Raw genomic sequence first — 14,553 nt, forward strand, 5'->3', positions numbered from 1 at the left:
GACAGGGGTGGGGTTTTTGTATTACGACGTGCTGAAAACATTTATAGCGGTAGTAGAAGAAAAAAACTTCACAAAAGCGGCGGAAAAGCTGATGATCTCCCAGCCCAGCGTCAGCCTGCATATCAAAAATCTTGAGAAAGAATTTCAAACAGCCCTCCTGAACCGATCGCCAAAACACTTTACGACAACGCCGACAGGGGACATTTTGTATCAAAGAGCAAAGCAAATGGTATTTCTCTACGAGCAAGCAAAGGCTGAAATCTATGCGCATCATCACTATGTGAAAGGCGAATTGAAAATAGCTGCCAGCTTTACGATCGGAGAGTATATTCTTCCGCCGCTATTGGCCCAGCTGCAAAAGCTGTATCCAGAGCTGAACCTCGATGTCATGATTGGCAATACAGAGGAGGTCAGTGAACGTGTGCGGATGCTTCAGGCCGATATCGGGCTGATTGAAGGACATACAAATGAGAATGAACTTGAAATTGAGCCGTTCATGGAGGATGAAATGTGCATTGCCGCGCCGAATCAGCACCCGCTGGCGGGACGGAGTGATATTTCAATCAGCGATTTGCAAAACGAAGCGTGGGTGACAAGAGAGAAAGGCTCCGGAACGAGAGAATTTCTCGACCATGTCCTCAGCTCAAACGGACTGCGGCCAAAGTCGATGTTCACCATCAGCAGCAATCAAGGGGTAAAAGAAGCGGTGATCAGCGGCATGGGACTGTCGGTTTTATCCAGAAGCGTGCTGCACAAGGATTTGATCCATCGAGAAATTTCCATTCTCCAGATAAAAGATTTCTCGTTGAAGCGCAAGTTGTCTTACATTCATTCACCTCTTATGGAGAATACAAAAAACAAAGAAATTTTCATTACAATGCTGAAAAGCAATTATCAATCACAGCGGCTGAAATGATATAATAGTGTTCGTTCATAAGCCTAACATGAAAGGGTTTTACATAGATGGCAAACCAACCGATTGATTTACTGATGCAGCCGACATGGAGAGTCATTGACCAATCCAGTCTCGGCCCTTTATTTGACGCGAAGCAATCCTTCGCAATGGACGATACGCTGTGCATGTCCGTCGGAAAAGGCGTGTCGCCGGCGACAGCGCGCTCCTGGGTGCACCACAATACAATTGTCCTTGGAATACAGGATACGCGCCTCCCGTTTTTGCAGGACGGTATCTCTTTCTTGGAGAACGAAGGATACCGTGTGATTGTACGCAATTCCGGCGGCCTTGCCGTCGTTTTGGATGAAGGCGTTTTAAATATCTCGCTCATATTCGAGGATGAAAAGAAAGGCATCGATATAGACAAAGGATACGAAGCGATGGTTGAGCTGATGAGACGGATGCTAAGCCCATACAACGCAAAGATCGAAGCCTATGAAATTGAAGGCTCGTATTGTCCGGGCAGCTATGACCTCAGCATCAATGGCAAAAAGTTCGCCGGCATCTCTCAAAGACGCGTTCGCGGCGGAGTCGCAGTTCAAATTTATCTATGCGCGGACAAAAGCGGCAGTGAAAGAGCCGATTTGATCAGACGGTTCTACGAAGCGGCGCTAAAGGACAGACAAAACGATAAAAAAGGCGTCTATCCCGAGATCCGTCCGGAAACGATGGCGTCCCTAAGCGAGCTATTGCAAACAGACATCTCCGTACAAGACTTAATGTTCGCTTTACTGACAGAATTAAAAGCGTTAAGCACCCATCTATACTCAGCCGGGCTGTCCATCGATGAGGAAATGGCATTTGAGAAAAACCTCGTCCGAATGGCTGAACGGAATGCAAAGGTATTTGGGTGAACGTTCTTCGCATGCCAGCCGTATCCGGCGGGCATGCATTTTTTATTTCAAGCGGCATGTTATCTCCAATCATCTTGTTTTCAGATAAATCCTTCTTACATGCGGATAACCATGACAAAAAGAAAAACGGTAAAATGAAATCAGCATCCATATACAAAGGGGAGAGGCAGATGAAAGGGAATGTTTACAGCCTGTTTGTGCTGATCGCGGCTTTTTTCTGGGGAACCACGGGAACCGTTCAGGCAATGGCTCCAGAAAACTCCACACCGCTGGCATTTGGAGCGTTCAGATTATTAATAGGAGGAAGCGCCATGCTGCTAGCGGTTTGGATGAGCCGTGAGCTTGACGTGAAAAATTGGTCATGGCCGCTCGTGTTATCGGCAGCAGTTTGTATGGCGTGTTACCAGCCGCTGTTTTTCACAGCTGTTAAAGAAACCGGAATTGCGGTAGGGACTGTGATTGCGATCGGAAGTGCGCCTATTATTGCCGGGAGCATGGAGTGGGCTGTCTTGAAAAAACGCCCGCAAAACTCGTGGTGGATCGCGACTGTATTGGCTTTAGCCGGTTGCTGGCTCCTGTTTTCCGACGGTTCGAATGTCCGGATTGATGTGGCTGGCGTGCTTATGGCGCTTGGAGCTGGTGCTTCTTTTGCTGGTTATACGCTCATCAGTAAAGCGATGATGAAAACCCAGCCTCCACGAGCAACCTCCGCCGTTGTCTTTATGATCAGCGCCATCCTGCTGACGCCGCTTTTATGGCAATCAGATATCTCGTGGATATTGACACCGAGAGGATTCGGAACGAGCCTTTATATCGGCCTAATCGCAACATGCGCCGCATACTTTTTGTTTGCGAAAGGGCTTACCGGGGTTCCGGCCTCGGCGGCAGTCACGCTTTCTTTAGCTGAACCGCTGACGGCCTCATTGCTGGGCGTATTTTTCATAGGGGAAATGCTTTCACTTTCCTCGTGGTTCGGCATTGCGCTGATGATGCTGGGGCTTCTGGTCATTTCCGCTGCGCCGCGTAAACAAAAAACGGCCGAGGCAGCTCACTTGTCTTAATAGATTCACATAAGCTTGGCCTCATTTTACAAGAATAGAGTAAACTGCTGCAAAATGATAAAAACCTCTTTTCTCAATGGAAAAGGGGATTTTGCGCATGCCGAAAATCCCAAAACAGCTGCTGGTTTTGGGATTTCTCTAACTTATTCTGCCATTTTTTCTAAATTGCCGTTTCGGTCCATTTTGAAGGACGGAGAGGCATGTTCATCTTCTTCAAATAAAACTAGCTTTCTGGCTCTATTCATAATTTTCACTAAGGTTTCGTAATCTTCTTGGATTGTTTTTTGGTCTTTTTCCAGCTTTTGAACTTCTGCCTCAAGCTGTTCCGTTTTGCTTTGCAATTCTTGATTTTCTTTCTTTAAACGTTCGTTTTCCATCCTTAATGCCGATGATTGCTCGTTATTTCCTTCATAATTCTGCAGGAAGCGGATCACATCATCCATCGTCATCTCAGGCGCGGCTGAAGGCGTTTGAGGAGACAATAAGTGTGATAGACTAGCTAACTCTTCCTTAAAGCTTTCGTCTACAAAAGGCATGTGTTCGCCTGACAGTAAAGGCTGCTGCTCATTTTCGGCTGTCGGAGTTTCAGCTTTCGCCTGTTCCTCCAGCATTGCAGTTTCTTGAATTGTTTCAGGATCAACCGCAGGTGGCTGATATAATAGTCTTTTCTTTGCGGGCTGCCCGTTTCCGAGCGCTCTCATTCGCTGTTTTCGCTGTTTTTTCGCAAGCTGAAGCGCTTTTTCATATTGATGGCGGACGACCGCGTTCCATCTGAATCCGCAGGCTGCGGATGTCCGGTTTAATTGATCTCCGACTTCTTCAAAGGCGTTCAGCTGAGTGCTGCCCTCCCTCACATGCCGGAGCACTGTTTCGGCTAAAAGCAGATCATTTTCTTCTGACCAAGCGTCTTGTCGCTGTTTTGTCATTTATCTCAACTCCCATTTTTCGTTTCATGGTATTAGAGTGTCCAATTTGGAAAATATTTATACAAGTTGGCTGAAAGAATAGGAGATACGAAGGATGGAGCGGCTTGCAGGAACAGTCGAATCCTTGTAAAATGAAGAGCGATGTGATTTTTTTGAAAAGCGATTTTAAGTTTATTCACATAGATGAACATAGAAATGAAGGGAAGCGTACGTCATGGCTAATGAATTTCGAGTGTGTGATGATTGCCAAGCCACTAATATCAAAACATTGCTGCCGCGTTTAAAAGAAGTGGACCCGGATGCAAAGGTTGAGGTAGGGTGCCAATCTTATTGCGGGCCCGGACGGAAAAAATCATTTGCTTTTGTGAACAATCGCCCGCTGTCAGCTCCGACAGAGGATGAGCTGATTGATAAAGTAAAAAAGAAAATAAAAAAGTAAAAACATATTTTTTCATAGCCTCGGCCTCAGGTCAGGCTTTTTTGCTTCGCAGAATGTGTGTTTTGTGAAGGTGGAACAAATCGCCGGGCAAATTCAAGGATGTTTTCAAAGAATAGAGTCGATATAATAGAAACACGGCTAAAAAAAAGAGGGAATGACGATGGCGTATCCAAATGGAAAATTATCAGAAGAAAAAGTGTTTAAAGATCCGGTGCACCGCTATGTTCATGTTCGGGACAAGCTGATATGGGATTTGATCGGTACCCGTGAATTTCAGCGTCTCCGCAGAATTAAGCAGCTCGGCACGACGTATTTGACGTTCCACGGCGCTGAGCACAGCCGGTTTAACCATTCTCTCGGTGTCTATGAAATTGTCAGGAGAATGGTCGATGATGTCTTTAAAGGCCGCCCTGAATGGGATGACAGTGAGCGCGAACTCTGTTTGGCCGCGGCGCTGCTTCATGATCTCGGGCACGGACCGTTCTCACATTCATTTGAAAAAGTCTTTCACCTTGACCACGAAGATTTTACAAGGGAAATCATTTTGGGGGACACAGAGGTCAATCAGGTGCTCAGAAAGGTGAGCCCGCGTTTCCCGCAGGATGTTGCTGAAGTCATTGCCAAAACATATAAAAACAAGCAAGTGGTCAGCCTGATTTCGAGTCAAATTGACGCGGACCGCATGGATTACCTGCAGCGCGACGCTTATTATACAGGCGTCAGTTACGGCCATTTTGATATGGAGCGGATTCTTCGCGTGATGCGCCCGCGCGAGGATCAGATCGTCATTAAAGAAAGCGGGATGCACGCTGTCGAAGACTATATCATGAGCCGCTACCAAATGTACTGGCAGGTATATTTCCATCCAGTGACAAGAAGCGCGGAGGTTATACTAACGAAGATTCTTCACAGAGCGAAGCAGCTTCATGATGAAGGCTATGTCTTCACTCACGCTCCGGTTCATTTCTATTCTATTTTTGAAGGGAAATTGATACTGGAGGATTATGTGAAGCTGGATGAATCTATTATTTTGTATTACTTCCAGGCCTGGGAGGATGAAGAGGACGCGATTTTATCCGATTTGTGCCGCAGATTCATTAACCGCCAGCTGTTCCAATACGTTGAATTCAATCCGAATGAAGAAATGTCGGCTTATTTTGAGCTGACTTCATTGTTCAAAGAGGCGGGAATCGATCCGAGCTATTATTTGGTCGTTGATTCTTCTTCTGATCTGCCATACGATTTTTACCGTCCGGGAGAGGAAGAGGAGCGTCTGCCGATCCATCTCTTGACGCAAAACGGCCAAATTAAAGAACTGTCCAGACAGTCGGCTATTGTGGAATCCATCTCCGGGAAACGGCGGACGGACCACAAGCTGTACTATCCGAAGGACTTGATTTGTGACGGCTCTGAATACCCGGAAGCGAAAATGAAAATCCGGCAGCTGCTGGGACTGACATAGAAATTGGAAAGAAGGAAAAAGGAGATGTCGGGAATTTGTTGAAAGAACATGCAAAACTGATGAAGGTGTTCTCGGATTCTGGAGAAATCATCGGGCGGAAGAAGCTGCAGAAAATGATTTATATCGCCAAGAAAATGCAGTTTCCTTTCTATGAGAAATATGATTTTCACTTTTATGGACCGTATTCAGAAGAACTGACGCTCCAGATTGAAGAGCTGTGCAACCTTGGATTTCTGGATGAGGTGAAGGAAAAAAAGGGCGGCTACTTTCAATACCGTTATTCACTGACCGAGACAGGCTCCGCATTTTTAGACCATGCAGATTTGGATATGCCAGACATTAAGGGCTATATCGACAGTGTGAACAGCCGTTCATCGCGGTTTTTAGAGCTGGTTTCCACGATCCTTTACTTTGACGGGCTTGAGGCCGAGGAAAAGAAAGAAAAAGTCTTTACAATCAAAAGCAAGCAAAAATATACGAATGAAGAATATGACGAAGCGCTTCAATACATAGAGGAATTGAAGCAGATTTGTTAACCATACAGAGCATCTTTTGCTTTTTTTAACAAAAAAGATTGCTGTTTTAAAAAATTTATTGTAAAATATATGAAATCATTTAACAATCAGTAATGTATACAGGCACTGATAAGGACATGAGATGCTTTTTACGGTTTCCAGAGAGGGAAGAACAGCTGAGATCTTCCTAACGCAGGGAAAGCAGCTTACCGCCTTTGAGCCGTATCGGGGAACTAAAGTATCCGATACCGTCATGCTGCGTTAAAGCACCTTAAAGCCGATACACCATGTGTGTGATCGGGAATTTGGGTGGAACCACGGATCATAAACACATTCGTCCCTTGTAGAGGGATGGATGTGTTTTTTTTATGAGTTGAATACATGCGAAGAAAAGGATACGAATGATATTTACGGTTTTCAGAGAGGGAAGGAAAGGTGAGAGCTTCCCAGCTTAGGAATATCGTTTACCGCCTTGGAGCAGCATTGGGGAACTGAAGTATCCAATGCCGTCTATGCTGCGTTACAGCACCGAGCCGATAAACATAGCGTTTGTCGGGAATTTGGGTGGAACCACGGATCATAAACACATTCGTCCCTTGTATAGGGATGGATGTGTTTTTTTTATGAATTGAATACATGCGAAGAAAAGGACACGAATGGTCGTTACGGTTTTCAGAGAGGGAAGGAAAGGTGAGAGCTTCCCAGCTTAGGATGATCATTTACCGCCTTGGAGCAGCATTGGGGAACTGAAGTATCCAATGCCGTCTATGCTGCGTTATAGCACCAAGCCGACAACATAGCTTTTGTCGGGAATTTGGGTGGAACCACGGGTGAATCACACACTCGTCCCTTTCAGCGGGACGGGTGTGTTTTTTTATATACAAAAATAATGAAGGAGTGTTTAAAAAATGAATAAACATGTACACATTGAGCTTCCCGACGGACAGGTCAAGGAATACCCGAAAGGCATTGCAGTCAAAGATGTAGCGGGTTTTATCAGCTCCAGCCTGCAAAAGAAGGCGGCTGCGGGGCAGGTCAACGGCAAGCTCGTTGATCTCAGTTTTAAGCTGGAGGAGGATGCCAAGCTTTCGATTATCACCCTTGATTCACAAGAAGGCTTGCAGGTATTCCGCCACACATCAGCGCACATATTGGCTCAAGCTGTGAAACGCCTGTATGGAGAAGTGTCATTGGGGATAGGTCCAGTGATTGAAGACGGCTTCTACTATGACATGAAGCTGGAGCACAGTTTGACATCAGGAGACTTAGAAGCCATCGAAAAAGAAATGAAGAACATTATGAATGAGAACCATGAGATCAAACGAATTGAGGTTTCTTACGAAGAGGCAGAAGAGCTGTTTGCCAAAAAAGGCGAGCCGTTTAAACTGGAGATTTTGAAGGATCTTCCGCGCGGAGCGGATATCACGCTGTACCAGCAGGGAGAATTTGTTGACCTGTGCCGCGGGCCGCACCTTCCTTCTACAGGAATGATCAAGGCGTTCAAACTGACAAGAGTATCCGGCGCTTATTGGCGCGGAGACAGCGAAAATGAAGTCCTGCAACGGGTGTGCGGGGTTGCGTTTCCCAAGAAAAAAGAGCTCGATGCGCATCTGCATATGCTGGAAGAAGCGGCAAAACGAGACCACCGCAAGCTGGGCAAACAACTAGGGCTGTTTATGTTTTCTGAAGAAGCACCGGGCATGCCGTTTTATTTGCCGAAAGGGCAGGTTGTCCGTAATGAGCTGGAACGCTTCTCGCGTGAGCTGCAAACAAAGGCCGGCTATGATGAGGTGCGTACGCCGTTTATGATGAATCAGCGGTTATGGGAGCAGTCTGGCCACTGGGATCATTATCGCGACAATATGTATTTTTCAGAAGTGGATGAGACAAAATTCGCCATGAAGCCGATGAATTGTCCCGGCCATATGCTCATCTTTAAAAACAGCCTTTATTCTTATCGGGATCTGCCGATTCGCATGGCGGAATTCGGCCAGGTGCATCGCCATGAATACAGCGGTGCTTTAAATGGAATGCTTCGCGTTCGGACATTCTGCCAGGATGACGCGCATATCTTCGTTCGTGAGGATCAAATTGAGAGCGAGATCAAAGAAGCGATTGGGCTGATTGACGAGGTATATCGCACTTTTGGTTTTGAGTATTCGGTTGAGCTTTCGACTCGCCCGGAGGATTCTTTAGGCGATGACAGCCTTTGGGAATCATCGGAACGCGCCTTAGCACACGTCCTTGAGAAGCTTGGCCTCCCTTATGAAATCAACGAAGGTGACGGGGCGTTTTACGGGCCGAAAATCGATTTTCACATCAAAGATGCCCTGAAACGAAGCCACCAATGCGCGACCATTCAGCTTGATTTTCAAATGCCGGAAAAATTTGGTTTAACATATATCAATGAACACAATGAAAAGGTTCGGCCCGTCGTCATTCACAGAGCGGTATTCGGCTCGATCGACCGTTTCTTCGGCATTTTGATCGAGCATTTCGGCGGGGCTTTCCCAGTCTGGCTCGCACCGGTCCAGGCACAGATCATACCGGTTTCGCACGTTCACTTGGACTATTGCAGAAAGGTGCAGGCAGAGCTGAAGCAGCTGGGAATACGAGCTGGCATTGATGAGCGCAATGAGAAACTTGGATACAAAATCAGAGAGTCCCAGATGCAGAAAATCCCGTACGTGCTTGTGCTTGGAGATCATGAAGAGCAGCATGATGCGGTAAACGTCCGCCAATTCGGGCATCAGGAGAGTGAACACGCCCCTTTTCAGACATTTAAAGATAAGCTTGTCAAACAGGTGAAAAATCGAGGCATGTAGGAGAAAAGCTGCGGATTCTCATTTTGCTTTTTTGACTTTCCCTATTCGGAATCAGTAAAATAATAAGTAAATCAAATCGTTCGTATGTTTTGAATGCATCTCGAAATGGGGAAATTGACATGGACCATGACAAACTGGAAGCAAATTTGCTGGATCACGCACTTACAAAATACTTGAAAACCACCAAGCAATTAGATGAAGCGACCGTTCCGAAACACGTAAATAATGTAAGAGGATTTATTCTGCGGATCATATACAGACATGGGAGCTGCACCATAAAGGATATACTAAAGGAAGTCACATTGTCTCCTTCTGCCACAACCACCGCTCTCAATCATTTAGAGCAGGAGGGGTTTATTGAGCGATCGAGAAATAACAATGACCGCCGCACTGTATGGATTACGCTTTCTGATTTGGGCCGGGGAGCGGCTCAGCAAATGATCGAAAACCGCCAGCAGCTGATTGACGGCATGTTTGAACGTTTAACAGCCGAAGAGAAACAGTCGTTATTATCAATTATTGAGAAGCTGACCCAATAGGGATAGAAAAAGCCGGTGTGCGAAACGCCGGCTTTATAGAGACTATTCCATATCGCTCAGGCGTTTGCCCGCGACGGCATAATGGTCTTTTCTCATTTCTTCTATAAATACAACAATTTTTTCTTCAGAAGCACCGGTTGTTTCCTTTACGGCTTCTGTTACTTTCTCGACAAGGTTGCGTTTTTGCTCGTCTGTACGGCCTTCGAGCATTTTGACGGTTACGTATGGCATGGGTGTTGAATCCTCCTTTATCTCGTTTCCTCTCTTTAGAAAAAGAGGCTTCTTATAGTATACTGAATAAAGTAAATTCTTGCATTTTTAGAAAGAGGGATATCTCACTTGGACCGTTTTTTTTATTATCCGTTATCTTTAATGCCATACCTCGTCATCACGTTAATTGTGTCGTTTACGGTGCATGAGCTTGCCCATGCTTATGTCGCTTACAAGTTCGGTGATGATACGGCGAAAAAACAAGGAAGACTGACGCTCAATCCCATTAAACACCTTGATCCGTTAGGAACCATTTTGATACTGGTGGCCGGCTTCGGATGGGCGCGTCCTATTCCCGTCAATCGCCGCTTCTTTAAGAAACCTCGGCTTGCCGGCGTGCTCGTATCAATCGCCGGACCCGTCAGTAACCTGATTCTTGCGTTTATCGGTTTCTTTTTGTTAGTGTTGATGCATGCATACGGAATGGAGCAGCTTGCGGCATTCAGCACTGGACTTGATCAGTTCTTTTCGATTTGGATTCAGCTGAATCTTGTTTTGTTTTTATTCAATCTGCTGCCGCTGCCGCCGCTCGATGGCTATCGAATCATTGAAGATCTCGTTCCGCCGGGGGTGCGTGCCAAGATGACGCAGGCGGAGAGCTACGGCTTTATTGTCTTTTTGGTTCTGTTTGTGACACCGCTCGGATCTTACGTGCTTTGGCCGATGCTCAATGCCGGAAGAGATCAGATTTTACAGCTGTTTTCAGCGATATTTCAACCGCTTTTGTAGGAGGTAGAACTCATGGAAGAAAAAAAGAAAAAATCAATCGGGTTTAATATTATCAAAAGTGATCCGACAGACGGACACGGCGGTTTCGGCGTAGGAGCGCTCAGCCTCGATAACATTTCCCCCGTATTCGTCGATGTAGAGGAAAAAGAAGCGTTCGTTGATATCGGCGCCATGCACGCCCGCAGCACCGTTGAAAAAGGAATTAAATTTCTGCCGAACAAAGAAGAAGTTCCGAACGGCAAACCATACTGGCTTGTCTGGGTGACGATTGACAGAAGAGAAGAGGGGCCTTATTACGCTGGTGTGACAGCCTGTGAACTGACGGTTGACAGAAGCATCAGAAGAGGCTACAAATCGCTGCCTGAGCATGTGAATCTGATGGATAAATCCATGAAACGGAACATTATCATTGATAAAATGGACGACAGCTCGAAGCGTGTGCTCGGCGAGTTTCTGAAAAATCATGATCAGGGACTATGGGATCGGTCACCAGATGAATTAAAAAAAGGCCTTTTTCCGGAAGATAATTAGTTTGTGAACGTTCTGTGAACTTTTAGAAAATTTGTACTATTTTTCGTAAACATTGAGTAAACTGGTGATACAGAAATAGGACATGGAAAATCCCGAGCCGAACCAAGACTCGGGGTTTTTCATTTTTTAGGGGGATAGGATGTACGAAACCATTCGAATCGGTGATTGGGTATTAAAGCCGATATGGAAGAAACGAGAAAACAACACTTTATCCCCGAAGGATTCCCGAAACCGATTGTTCAGCTCGATTGCATCCAAGGATTATGAAGGAACCATACGAATAACCCGGCCTCCGAGAAGCCGGGTTATTTTCAATGATTCCGCCCCAGCCATTTGTCCCACCATTTTTTCGGGGAAACGGGGCTTTCTTTGACTGGAAGCCGGTCTTTTGTTGGTTTTGCGGGTTCAGCGCCATAGCACACGTTCGACGGTTCAGTGCCTTTCACAAAATACGTGTAGTGCTTGGCTGCGCAGCCGGGGCCGGATGTGTAGCCCGTTGCCGGATCAATGTATACGCCGGTTACGCCTTTTGGCGGTTTGAATGCTGTTTCTGGTTCTCCTTTGAGCGCATCCTCCATGAAGTCCGCCCAAATCGTTTTGGCATAGCTTTTCTCTTCGACCGAGTCGATGGTGCTATTTTTGTCATAGCCCGTCCACACGCCTGCGGCCAGATTCGGATTGAAGCCGATCATCCAGCTGTCTGCGCTGGTGGTGCCTGATTTTCCTGCATACGTTCTTGTCAGGCGGTTGGCGATCGTCCGTCCGGTTACCGATGTATAGCCGTTTAAATCTGTATCAAACATGCCTGTCATCATATTCGCCGTAACAAAGGCGGCTTTTTCATCAAGCACCTGTTTATGCTGATTCGGATTTTCATACAGCACATGCCCCGCCGCGTCTGTGACCCTTGAAATAAAAGCCGGTTCGATTTTCTTCCCGCCATTGGCGAGCATGGCGTAGGCATTGACCATCTCAATCGGGCGCACGGGTTCGGTGCCGAGTGCCAGAGACGGCAGTTTTTGAAAATGGGCAGTGATGCCGAACTCTTTTGCCGCCTGTACGAGCTTGTTCATGCCGAGAAATAGATGTGTTTTCACAGCGTAAATGTTGTCGGAAAGCGCCAGCGCCTGCAGAAGCGTAATGGGCTTGTTGGCGTAGTATCCGTTATAGTTGCTTGGAGAATACGTTTCTCCCTTCGCGTCAATTTGAAACTCGGTTTCTTCGCTTTTCATCAAGGTGACAGGCGTAAATCCGCTCTGAATCGCTTTGTAGTATAGCAACGGCTTGATTGTCGAAGCAGGCTGGCGTTTCGCCTGTGTCGCCCGGTCAAATGGGCTTTTTTGATAATCTCTGCCGCCGACTAGAGCGAGAACGTTTCCGGTGCGGGGATCAATGGCTGAAAATCCGACTTGAATATCTGAGCCGGCGTTAACCGTTTCGGTAATGGTCTCCTCGGCGATGCGCTGCATCCGTTTATCTACCGTTGTATAGACATTTAACCCGCTCGTTTCAATTTGCGCCCGCGTCATGCCGAGCTTCTTCTCCAGCTCTCTCATCGCATTGTCATAGAAATAAGGGGCTTTTCTCTTGGAAACTTGTTTATTCAAAGGCTGATAGGAAAGAGGTTCCCGGATCAGTTCATCCGCTTTTTTCTGGCTGATCATCCGTTGCTTTTCCATCATCCGCACAATCGTTTTCTGGCGATCCTTGGCCTTCGTTTCATTGACATACGGCGAATAGCCGGAAGGGCCTTTCGGGATTCCCGCCAAAAGCGCCGCCTCCGCATCGGTCAGGTTTTTCGCATGCTTGCCGAAATACAGGCGGGAAGCTGCTTCAATGCCGTAGGCGCCGTGGCCGTAGTAAATCGTATTTAAATAGCCTTCTACTATCTCGTCCTTAGAATAGTTTTGTTCCAGACGGATCGTATAAAACGCCTCATTCCATTTCCGTTTCCACGTTTTATCGTGTTCAAGGTATAAGTTTCTCGCATATTGCTGGGTGATGGTGCTTGCGCCCTGAACCTTGGCAAATGCTTTCAGATCAGCAAGCGCCGCACCGGCCATGCGTTTATAGTCAAAACCGTGATGATCGTAGAAATTCTGGTCTTCAACCGCCACTGTCGCTTTTACAATTGTCGGATTCATGTCCTTTAAGGGGACCCAATAGCGCTTTTCACCGTAATTCGTTTCCCCGAGCTTTGAGCCGTCACTCGCATACAAAATCGTGGATTGCGGCACTTGCACGGAGGGAGCGCCTTGGTATTTGGCTATCAGAATGACAGTCATAAATACAGCAGCTGCCGCTAAGGCCGCAAGAGCCCCTAAAAAGATACAGGCGCGAACGGTTTTCAGCGTCAGTTTCAGCCGTTTATTTGTCATTGCATCCACAACGGGTTCCCCCTTTTTTTATGTTTCTACTATTATGAGGAAAAAAGACCGTTTTTAAACATCGCAGAACAGGACGCATCTTTACTTTTTCCCCGCCATCCTCTATACTTTTTCCTTAGGTGAAAAAGAGATTTCAACCGAGAATAAAAGCTGATAAGACGCTTACAATAAATGAATACAGCCTTGAAAGGGAGATGACAATTGAGCGAACTTTGGTACACAGAGAAGCAGACGAAAAACTTTGGCATTACGATGAAGGTCAACAAAACATTACATACAGAACAAACGGAATTTCAGCATCTAGAAATGGTGGAAACAGAAGAGTTCGGCAACATGCTGTTTTTGGACGGAATGGTGATGACATCTGAAAAAGACGAATTCGTTTATCATGAAATGGTGGCGCATGTCCCATTATTTACGCACCCAAATCCGGAGCACGTTCTTGTTGTCGGCGGCGGTGACGGCGGCGTCATTAGAGAAATCCTCAAGCATCCGAGTGTGAAAAAAGCGACACTCGTTGATATTGACGGCAAGGTCATCGAATACTCTAAAAAATTCCTTCCATCTATTGCAGGAAAACTGGATGATCCGCGCGTTGACGTGCAGGTGGATGATGGATTTATGCACATTGCAAAATCTGAAAATCAATATGACGTGATTATGGTAGATTCAACTGAACCTGTCGGACCGGCTGTAAACCTGTTTACAAAAGGATTCTACGCGGGAATCGCGAAGGCGCTGAAAGAAGACGGCATTTTCGTCGCTCAGACGGACAACCCATGGTTTACGCCGGAATTAATCACAAATGTACAGCGCGACGTGAAGGAAATCTTCCCGATCACGAAGCTGTATACAGCGAACATTCCGACATACCCAAGCGGTTTGTGGACATTTACAATCGGCTCGAAAAAATATGATCCGCTTGCAGTGGAAGACAGCCGTTTCTTCGATATTGAAACAAAATATTACACAAAAGATATTCATAAAGCGGCGTTTGTTCTGCCGAAATTTGTGAGTGACCTGATTAAATAATGTTGGCAATGGCGCAGGAGCGAATCTT

General features: G+C 46.3%; 14 protein-coding genes and 3 other annotated features. Of the genes, 11 read left to right on the top strand and 3 right to left on the bottom strand.

From position 1 onward, the window contains the following. The first annotated feature begins 16 nt into the window (after nucleotides 1–16). The 3 genes from cysL to BV11031_RS20720 all read left to right on the top strand — a co-directional run bounded on the left by cysL (nucleotide 17) and on the right by BV11031_RS20720 (nucleotide 2,870). Nucleotides 17–916 carry a cysJI operon transcriptional regulator CysL gene (cysL, locus tag BV11031_RS20710; protein WP_129551007.1) on the top strand — a complete coding sequence of 300 codons (900 nt, stop codon included), beginning with the start codon at nucleotides 17–19 and terminating at the stop codon, nucleotides 914–916. A 47-nt stretch (nucleotides 917–963) separates the two neighbouring features. After that, nucleotides 964–1,809 carry an octanoyl-[GcvH]:protein N-octanoyltransferase gene (gene ywfL / locus BV11031_RS20715; protein WP_129551008.1) on the top strand — a complete coding sequence of 282 codons (846 nt, stop codon included), beginning with the start codon at nucleotides 964–966 and terminating at the stop codon, nucleotides 1,807–1,809. 170 nt (nucleotides 1,810–1,979) lie between these two features. Continuing rightward, complete coding sequence (locus BV11031_RS20720; RefSeq protein WP_026014462.1) at nucleotides 1,980–2,870, top strand: carboxylate/amino acid/amine transporter; 891 nt, start codon at nucleotides 1,980–1,982, stop codon at nucleotides 2,868–2,870. Between the two features lie 143 nt (nucleotides 2,871–3,013). Here the strand turns inward: BV11031_RS20720 and BV11031_RS20725 are convergent, their stop codons facing one another. Next, nucleotides 3,014–3,796, bottom strand: a complete 783-nt coding sequence (locus BV11031_RS20725) for an RsfA family transcriptional regulator (protein WP_010328987.1) — start codon at nucleotides 3,794–3,796, stop codon at nucleotides 3,014–3,016. A gap of 214 nt (nucleotides 3,797–4,010) precedes the next feature. On the opposite strand from BV11031_RS20725, the gene BV11031_RS20730 reads away from it, so the two are divergent. From BV11031_RS20730 to BV11031_RS20755, 5 genes are all read left to right on the top strand, one after another. Next, complete coding sequence (locus BV11031_RS20730) at nucleotides 4,011–4,235, top strand: YuzB family protein (protein WP_003222050.1); 225 nt, start codon at nucleotides 4,011–4,013, stop codon at nucleotides 4,233–4,235. A 160-nt stretch (nucleotides 4,236–4,395) separates the two neighbouring features. After that, nucleotides 4,396–5,697, top strand: coding sequence for an HD domain-containing protein (locus BV11031_RS20735; RefSeq protein ID WP_010328986.1), 1,302 nt, complete (start codon nucleotides 4,396–4,398; stop codon nucleotides 5,695–5,697). A gap of 35 nt (nucleotides 5,698–5,732) precedes the next feature. Then, entirely contained in the window at nucleotides 5,733–6,233 is a 501-nt protein-coding gene (locus BV11031_RS20740) for a YwgA family protein (RefSeq protein ID WP_010328985.1), read from the top strand. A 96-nt stretch (nucleotides 6,234–6,329) separates the two neighbouring features. Further along, nucleotides 6,330–6,557 (top strand) — a binding site (T-box leader). A gap of 32 nt (nucleotides 6,558–6,589) precedes the next feature. Beyond that, nucleotides 6,590–6,812 (top strand) — a binding site (T-box leader). Between the two features lie 32 nt (nucleotides 6,813–6,844). Continuing rightward, nucleotides 6,845–7,066: a binding site (T-box leader), on the top strand. A gap of 54 nt (nucleotides 7,067–7,120) precedes the next feature. Further along, entirely contained in the window at nucleotides 7,121–9,037 is a 1,917-nt protein-coding gene (gene thrS / locus BV11031_RS20750; RefSeq protein ID WP_010328984.1) for a threonine--tRNA ligase, read from the top strand. 119 nt (nucleotides 9,038–9,156) lie between these two features. Next, nucleotides 9,157–9,576, top strand: coding sequence for a MarR family transcriptional regulator (locus BV11031_RS20755; RefSeq protein WP_010328983.1), 420 nt, complete (start codon nucleotides 9,157–9,159; stop codon nucleotides 9,574–9,576). Between the two features lie 42 nt (nucleotides 9,577–9,618). Here the strand turns inward: BV11031_RS20755 and BV11031_RS20760 are convergent, their stop codons facing one another. After that, nucleotides 9,619–9,807 carry a 2-hydroxymuconate tautomerase gene (locus tag BV11031_RS20760; protein WP_003222038.1) on the bottom strand — a complete coding sequence of 63 codons (189 nt, stop codon included), beginning with the start codon at nucleotides 9,805–9,807 and terminating at the stop codon, nucleotides 9,619–9,621. 108 nt (nucleotides 9,808–9,915) lie between these two features. On the opposite strand from BV11031_RS20760, the gene BV11031_RS20765 reads away from it, so the two are divergent. Then, nucleotides 9,916–10,575 carry a site-2 protease family protein gene (locus BV11031_RS20765; RefSeq protein ID WP_010328982.1) on the top strand — a complete coding sequence of 220 codons (660 nt, stop codon included), beginning with the start codon at nucleotides 9,916–9,918 and terminating at the stop codon, nucleotides 10,573–10,575. A gap of 12 nt (nucleotides 10,576–10,587) precedes the next feature. Then, nucleotides 10,588–11,106 (top strand): YwhD family protein, encoded by a 519-nt coding sequence (locus BV11031_RS20770; protein ID WP_010328981.1) that lies wholly within the window; start codon nucleotides 10,588–10,590, stop codon nucleotides 11,104–11,106. Between the two features lie 311 nt (nucleotides 11,107–11,417). On the opposite strand, the gene BV11031_RS20780 is transcribed toward BV11031_RS20770, so the two are convergent. Continuing rightward, on the bottom strand, nucleotides 11,418–13,493 hold the full coding sequence (locus BV11031_RS20780) for a transglycosylase domain-containing protein (RefSeq protein ID WP_010328980.1): 2,076 nt from the start codon (nucleotides 13,491–13,493) through the stop codon (nucleotides 11,418–11,420). A gap of 201 nt (nucleotides 13,494–13,694) precedes the next feature. Between BV11031_RS20780 and speE the strand changes: the two genes are divergently transcribed. Next, entirely contained in the window at nucleotides 13,695–14,525 is an 831-nt protein-coding gene (gene speE, locus BV11031_RS20785) for a spermidine synthase (RefSeq protein WP_003227543.1), read from the top strand. The last annotated feature ends 28 nt before the right edge of the window (nucleotides 14,526–14,553 follow it).

The organism is Bacillus vallismortis (genome assembly GCF_004116955.1).
GTDB lineage: Bacteria > Bacillota > Bacilli > Bacillales > Bacillaceae > Bacillus > Bacillus vallismortis.

Bases quoted from the DNA above. Each gene is read 5' to 3' on its own strand.
- ywfL (WP_129551008.1), top strand. From the start codon at position 964: ATGGCAAACCAACCGATTGATTTACTGATGCAGCCGACATGGAGAGTC.
- BV11031_RS20720 (WP_026014462.1), top strand. From the start codon at position 1,980: ATGAAAGGGAATGTTTACAGCCTGTTTGTGCTGATCGCGGCTTTTTTC.
- BV11031_RS20725 (WP_010328987.1), bottom strand. From the start codon at position 3,796: ATGACAAAACAGCGACAAGACGCTTGGTCAGAAGAAAATGATCTGCTT.
- BV11031_RS20730 (WP_003222050.1), top strand. From the start codon at position 4,011: ATGGCTAATGAATTTCGAGTGTGTGATGATTGCCAAGCCACTAATATC.
- BV11031_RS20735 (WP_010328986.1), top strand. From the start codon at position 4,396: ATGGCGTATCCAAATGGAAAATTATCAGAAGAAAAAGTGTTTAAAGAT.
- thrS (WP_010328984.1), top strand. From the start codon at position 7,121: ATGAATAAACATGTACACATTGAGCTTCCCGACGGACAGGTCAAGGAA.
- BV11031_RS20755 (WP_010328983.1), top strand. From the start codon at position 9,157: ATGGACCATGACAAACTGGAAGCAAATTTGCTGGATCACGCACTTACA.
- BV11031_RS20760 (WP_003222038.1), bottom strand. From the start codon at position 9,807: ATGCCATACGTAACCGTCAAAATGCTCGAAGGCCGTACAGACGAGCAA.
- BV11031_RS20770 (WP_010328981.1), top strand. From the start codon at position 10,588: ATGGAAGAAAAAAAGAAAAAATCAATCGGGTTTAATATTATCAAAAGT.